We start from the raw sequence: 1,174 nt of genomic DNA, 5'->3' as shown, positions 1-1,174 counted from the left end.
AACGGGTTGTCGAGAGGCTGAAGCGTTCGCTGCTCGAGGTCGACGTAGCCGAGATCGTAGCGCATGAAGCTGACGAGCCAGATGCCGTCGTCGACCTCCTTGATTCCGATGCGCTGACCGGCGAGCACGGTCGAGATGTTGATCTTCTTGCGGTGCAGGCAGAGTCGACCGCAGGCGGTTATGACGACGTCGCGGTCGTGGAGCGGGTAGTCGAGTTCCGGCAGGCCCCTGTATGGTCTCGGCGATAGGGCGTATCGCGCAGCGGGCATGGCCATGTCCAACGCCTCGTGGGGACGCTCGGCGTTGAACTCTGCGACGAAGGCGTCGAAGCGCTCCTGTTGCTGGACGGCGTTGGCCGACGGCGGCCGTGCGGTCTCCTTCTTCAGGGTGAGGTGCATGCGCTCGTGGCGGCCGTTCTGCTGGGGATGACCGGGCTTGATCCGCTCGATGGCGATTCCCAGGCGCAGCCACCAGACCGAGAGCTTCGAGAGATTGAACAGGCCGTTGGGGCTTGCGAAGGGCACGCCGTTGTCGCTGCGGATCGCAGCCGGCAGGCCGCGCTCGCGGAACAGGCGCTCGAAAGCCGTGATCACCGGCTCCTCGCGGGTGGACTGCAGCGCCTCGCAGAGAAGAATGAACCGGGAGGCGTGATCGGTGACGGTGAGCGGATAGCACCAGCGTGCATCGCCGAGCTTGAACTCGCCCTTGAAGTCGGTGCACCACAGGTCGTTCGGCGCGGCGCCGGTCGACAGCGGCGTCCCGGTCGCCTTGCGCCGGCGCTTGCCCATACGAGCGACGAGCCCGTGGCGATCGAGCACGGCGTGGATCGTGCTCGTGGCCGGGACCCGCACGTCGCCGGCCAGGCGGCGCACGACGAGCTCGCGGATCTTGCGCGCGCCCCAATGCGGCTTCTCGCGCTTGGTGTCGATGATCAGGCGCTCGACGGGAGCCGGAAGCTGGTTCGCGTACCGGACCGGGCGGCGCGAGCGATCGGCGAGCGCCACCGGCCCCTCCTCGCGATACCGGTCCATCAGCTTGTACCCGGTCTTCCGGGAAATCCCGAACTCTCGGCAGACGTCGGTCATCGACTCTCCTTCGAGGACCCTGGCGACGAAACGCAGACGTTCTTCCATGACGGAGCATTCCTTCCACGGCATCCACACCTCCCGCGCCC

General features: G+C 67.0%; 1 protein-coding gene. It reads right to left on the bottom strand.

The features are described 5' to 3' along the window. The coding region (locus AB9M23_RS22545) for an IS481 family transposase (protein WP_372426946.1) at positions 1-1,157 on the bottom strand (1,157 nt) is incomplete at its 3' end. Between the last annotated feature and the right edge of the window lie 17 nt (positions 1,158-1,174).

This window comes from Salinarimonas chemoclinalis, from assembly GCF_041514305.1.
Lineage (GTDB): Bacteria > Pseudomonadota > Alphaproteobacteria > Rhizobiales > Beijerinckiaceae > Salinarimonas > Salinarimonas chemoclinalis.
The sequence above is the reverse complement of the archived record's forward strand: the minus strand, read 5'-3'. Positions and strand labels throughout refer to the sequence as shown.